The following is a 4,565-nucleotide window of genomic DNA, read 5'->3' on the forward strand; positions in this document are numbered from 1 at the left end:
GGGCGCCGGTCGCCCGCGGGTGTGGGGGGGCGCCCGGCAGGGGCCGAGGACACGGGGGATGAAGACCTCGGACCCTGATCGGGGATCCGCGCCCGGTCGGGCGCGGATGCGGCTCAGCCGGCTCGTTCCAGGCCGAGGAGGAAGGCCTTGGCATCCGGGCCACCCGCGTACCCGCCGGCGCGGCTGGAGGCTCCGACGATGCGATGGCACGGCAGGATGACGCACAGCGGGTTGGCGCCCAGGGCGGAGCCGACGGCCCTCGCCGCCCGGGGACGGCCGATCGCCCGGGCCAGCTCGCCGTAAGTCGACGTCGTCCCGTACGGCACTGCTGTATCCAGAGCGGTCACCGTAAGGCGCGTGAACGCCGAGGCCAGGCGAAGGTCGAACGGGAGCTGGAAGGCGCGGCGACGGCCGGCGAGGTAGGCGTCGAGCTGGGAGCGGGCGGAATCCAGCACGGCCTGCTGTCCGGGAGACGGATTCGTCTGCGCCACCGGGTCCGCCGCGGGGAGGATGCGCGCGATGCGCGCGGCGGCGGCGTCCAGTGCGTCGTACGCGCAGTACAGGAGGGCATCAGCCGTGGCAGCCAGGGTCAGCCGGCCGACCGGCGTGGCATGGGTGAGGGTCGCGACGCTGACGGCGGGCGGAGTCTTGGTGACGGGCATGGTGGTCTTCACTTTCTGGTGCGGCAGCGCGTCAGACGGTGACCGGCCGGCAGCTCCGGCAGGCGCGATAGCCGGCGCAGCGGGCCTCGTAGGCGCTGCGGAACGGCTGCTGATGGCGGGGTGTGATGCGGCGTGCGTGCGCACACGTCGGATGGCAGTAGATACGTGTGGTGTCGCTGCCGAGGAAGACGGCGCCGCGCCGGGACAGCTCCTCCAGCCGTTGCATGTCGATGCCCTCGGCGGCGCGCAGGGCCTGCCCGGTGCTGGGGGGGTATCCGGCGTCGCACGGGGTGCCGTCGTCGTACGTGACGCGGTGGCACGGAACGAGCACGGCCACCGGATTCCGCGCCAGGGCCTGGGTGATGACTTCGGCGTCGTCGGCGACGTGTGCCTCCCTCGCGATCCAGCCGATCGGCCGCAGTTGGCCTTTGGGGATGCCCCTGACCGCTTCGAGCACCGCTTGCTGCCGTGCGCCGAGAGGGGCGAGATCGACGGGTACGTTCCTGGTGCGCCCGGTCCGCATCGCTTGGCGCAGCCCCGGGAACGGTGTGTCGGAACGGATGGCGGTCCGGTGGGTCAGGCTCCAGTGCTGTTCCTCGAACACGCTCGGGCGAGCGACTGCCGACTCCAGCGCTGCGCCGGTGACGGCGGTCGGGCTGTAGGCCACGTACAGGCCACCAGCGTAGGTGTCGAGCCGCACATAGGCGTCGTACCGCTGCTGGGAGATTCCCACATGTCGCAGTACCCGCAGTCCGAAATTCGCCGGAGCCGGAGGCAGGAGACCGGCCAGCGCGCTCTCGAGATCGGACTGCGTGGGCTCGACGCCTTTGTCCTTCGGACTCACTTCAACACCTCCTTCGAGGACGGATCCTTGGCCTCAAGCAGCTGACGCAGATTGCCGAGCCCGCGCGACACCTGGGCCTTGACGGTACCCACCGGGCACCCTTGAACCTCGGCGATCTCTCCGTAACTCATGCCGACCACGTGCCGGAGGACGACGGCGACCCGGGGCTTCTCCGGGAGCTCGGTCAACGCCGAGACCAGGCGTCCGCGGTCGTCGGCTGTGGACGCGCGTTCTTCGGGCCCTGGGCTCCCGTCCGGCCACATCTCCGCGGAGTCCTCGATCGTGGCCGCTGAGACCGGGCGACGAACGCTCGTACGGACGTGGTTGCGCCAGACGTTGGCCGCGATGGTCATGAGCCAGGCGCGAGGTCTTAAATCACGACGGCGCGCAGGAGAGTAGCCACGCAGCGCTGTGTAGGCACGCAGAAAGGTGTCCTGTGCCAAGTCGTCCGCATCGACGGCGGATCCGGAAACCCGGAACAGGAACCCGCGAACCGCCGTGGCGTGGATCCGCACCAGCTCCGTGAAGCCGTCGTCCAGGTCCACTGCCAGGCGCTCGTTCAGCTGCTCGGCAATCTCGTCCATCACTGATCAGAACACCGGATCCTTGAAGAGCGTTGCGTGAGCTTCAGATCGTCTCCCACCGTGCGCGGCTCCGCCATCGCTCCCGTCGCCGGCCTGCAGCGGCGCGGCGGCCGCGGGTTCAGCAGCAACATCCGGAGTGCCCGGCCTTGAGAGCACTTGTACTTTTGCCGCGCAGAGCCTGCTCGCAGAATTTCGGACGGTTCAACGAAGGAGATCGCGATGAGTTCGCCGGACGCCGTACTCGCAAAGTTCCGAGAATACGTCCTGGGCCCGTTGAGGTTCATGAATCTTCTCAGCTGCTTTGAGCTCGGAATCGTCGATGTGCTCAAGGGGAACGCCGGCGGTGGGATGACCGCCGTCCAGATCGCCGACGCGACCGGCATCGCCCCGCATTCGGTGGAACAGATGCTGTATCTGCTGGTCAAGGAGGATTTCGTCTCGTTCGACGAGAGCTCGGCCTCCTACGCACTGGACGGCATCAAGCACCTGTCGGATGACGATCTCGGACGTGTCCTCCCCTGGATGGACATGGTCAAGGTCGTCTGCCTCCGGCAGCTCTATTACCTGACCGAGAGCGTCAGGACCGGGAAGGTCGTAGGCCTCAAAGAACTCTATGACTTCGAGGGGAATTTCTACGAGGCGAGCACCAGGTATCCCGAGCTGCAAGCCTCCTGGGGCGCGATGATGGACCAGGTCACCGGATTCATCGACCCCTGGTTCTTCGGGAACCTGGACCTCCCGGACAACGCGAAGGTACTGGACGTGGCGGGGAACACGGGCCTGGGAGCCGTCCTCGCCTACCGGCACAAGCGTGTCGAGAACCTTCACGTGACATGCTTCGACTTCCCCGAGAAGGAGGCCGAGGCGCTGGAGAACTTCCGGGCGCACGGTGTCCAGGACCACTGCTCGTTCATCGGCGGCGATGTCTTCGACAGCGTGCCGAAGGGCTTCGACGTCGTGATGATCAAGCACTTCCTGGACATGTTCGACAAGGAGAATGTGTTCCGGATCCTGAAGGGCGTCCACGAGGCGCTCGACGTGGGCGGCCAGGTCTACGTCCTGGTGCCGATCTATCCAGAGGACGTGAAGAGCTCCTGTTCAGTGGATTTCTTCCCCGCGTATTTCCTCGGCTGCACGATGGCCCAGGGCGGCCCGCAGAAGATCTCGACCTATGAGCAGTGGATGGAGGCGTGCGGCTTCAAGGTCACGAAGGCGGTGTCGCAGGACATCAGCGCCATGCCGCCGGACGTGATCCCGGTGCACGGGATCATCTGCGGCACGAAAACGTCGCCCTGAGGCTTCACGCGGGCGCGGTGCGGGTGGTGAGAGGGCATGGCCCCCTGAGGAGAGGGGCCATGCCCTGCCTCTTGGTTTCATTTCGTACCCAGCGAGAGGAGATGGCACATGGCCGTCAGTGCCGGTGAGGTTTACTGCAATCCCCCATGCCGTCAGAAGATAGTCGTCCGGACGGCTGCGGCGGACACGGAGGGCGAACGGTCGGTTCTGGACCTGTATGTCGCCCCCGGCGGCTTCGCTGCCGACTACCACGTTCACCCGTTGAGCGAGGAGCGTTTCACGCTGGTACGCGGCAGGCTCCGAGTGTGCATCGAGAACCAGGACGTGATCCTTGAGCGGACCGGGCAGACCGTGGCCGTGCCGCCGGGCACCACGCATCGCTTTTTCAGCGCGAGCGAAGACGAGGAAACGTTCGCCATAGTCGAGTTCCGAAACCGAGCGGACCGGTTCGAAAATCTGCTCCTTCGTCAGCTCTTCGGCCTCGCAGAAGACGGTCGGAGCGATGGGCGCGGTATCCCGAACCTGCTGCAAACGTCGGTGACGATGCTGGAGTTCTCAGACGTCCTACGGTTCACGAGCCGTCCCTGGCCGGTCCAGTGCGCTTTCTACACCGCGCTCGCGCCGATCGCGCGGCTGCTCGGCTACCACGGTTGCAACCCGGTCCTGGAAAGCCGGCCGGTGCAGACCACAGAGTTGGAAGTGCTGCCTCCCGAAGTGGCACTTCATGTGAACACCTGAATCGTGCGCATCGGCGCGGCCCCCGATCTCATGGAGATGCCGTTGGTTTATTCGGGGCTGCGCGTGACGTCGGCCTTCGAGGCCTGGTTGTGGTCTCGAAGGCCGACGTTGTCGTGTGGGGTGGGTGCGGATGTCGTTGCAGCCGAAGGGGTCTGGGGAGATCCCGGCGGAGACGGTGCGGGTGGCTCGGGCGGCGTTCCCGAAGGGGAGTCTGGCGATCCGGCTGCGGGACGAGATGGGGGTGCTCTTCCGGGACGAGCAGTTCGCGGCTTTGTTCATGTCCCGGGGCAGGCCGGCGTGGTCACCGGGACGGCTGGCACTGGTGTCGGTGCTGCAGTTCGCCGAGGGACTTCCGGACCGGCAGGCGGCTCTGGCAGTGCGGGCCCGGATCGACTGGAAGTACGCCCTGGTGCGCCACGAGGCGCCGCTATTCCGGGCGGG

6 protein-coding genes are annotated in these 4,565 nt (G+C 66.9%); 3 read left to right on the forward strand and 3 right to left on the reverse strand.

All coding sequences use genetic code 11. The annotated features are described in order from the left end of the window. Positions 1-113 precede the first annotated feature (113 nt). From NGB36_RS32820 to NGB36_RS32830, 3 genes are read right to left on the reverse strand one after another with little or no spacing between them, the layout of a single operon-like run. Positions 114-662: a methylated-DNA--[protein]-cysteine S-methyltransferase gene (locus NGB36_RS32820; RefSeq protein WP_255924311.1), complete on the reverse strand. Its 549-nt coding sequence runs from the start codon at positions 660-662 to the stop codon at positions 114-116. Positions 663-693: 31 nt separating this feature from the next. Beyond that, complete coding sequence (locus NGB36_RS32825) at positions 694-1,506, reverse strand: MGMT family protein (protein WP_255924312.1); 813 nt, start codon at positions 1,504-1,506, stop codon at positions 694-696. Then, entirely contained in the window at positions 1,503-2,090 is a 588-nt protein-coding gene (locus NGB36_RS32830) for an RNA polymerase sigma factor (RefSeq protein WP_255924313.1), read from the reverse strand. The genes NGB36_RS32825 and NGB36_RS32830 overlap by 4 nt, the downstream gene beginning before the upstream one ends. A gap of 219 nt (positions 2,091-2,309) precedes the next feature. Here NGB36_RS32830 and NGB36_RS32835 point away from each other — a divergent pair, with 219 nt between their 5' ends. From NGB36_RS32835 to NGB36_RS32845, 3 genes are all read left to right on the forward strand, one after another. Beyond that, positions 2,310-3,386 carry a methyltransferase gene (locus NGB36_RS32835; RefSeq protein ID WP_255924314.1) on the forward strand — a complete coding sequence of 359 codons (1,077 nt, stop codon included), beginning with the start codon at positions 2,310-2,312 and terminating at the stop codon, positions 3,384-3,386. Positions 3,387-3,494: 108 nt separating this feature from the next. Continuing rightward, entirely contained in the window at positions 3,495-4,124 is a 630-nt protein-coding gene (locus tag NGB36_RS32840; RefSeq protein ID WP_255924315.1) for a cupin domain-containing protein, read from the forward strand. A gap of 130 nt (positions 4,125-4,254) precedes the next feature. Then, positions 4,255-4,565: transposase (locus NGB36_RS32845; protein ID WP_255924316.1), on the forward strand; the 311-nt coding region annotated here is incomplete at its 3' end.

The sequence above is a fragment of the Streptomyces humicola genome (assembly GCF_024436035.1).
Taxonomy (GTDB): Bacteria; Actinomycetota; Actinomycetes; order Streptomycetales; family Streptomycetaceae; genus Streptantibioticus_B; species Streptantibioticus_B humicola.

Bases quoted from the DNA above. Each gene is read 5' to 3' on its own strand.
- NGB36_RS32820 (WP_255924311.1), bottom strand. From the start codon at position 662: ATGCCCGTCACCAAGACTCCGCCCGCCGTCAGCGTCGCGACCCTCACC.
- NGB36_RS32835 (WP_255924314.1), top strand. From the start codon at position 2,310: ATGAGTTCGCCGGACGCCGTACTCGCAAAGTTCCGAGAATACGTCCTG.
- NGB36_RS32840 (WP_255924315.1), top strand. From the start codon at position 3,495: ATGGCCGTCAGTGCCGGTGAGGTTTACTGCAATCCCCCATGCCGTCAG.
- NGB36_RS32830 (WP_255924313.1), bottom strand. From the start codon at position 2,090: ATGGACGAGATTGCCGAGCAGCTGAACGAGCGCCTGGCAGTGGACCTG.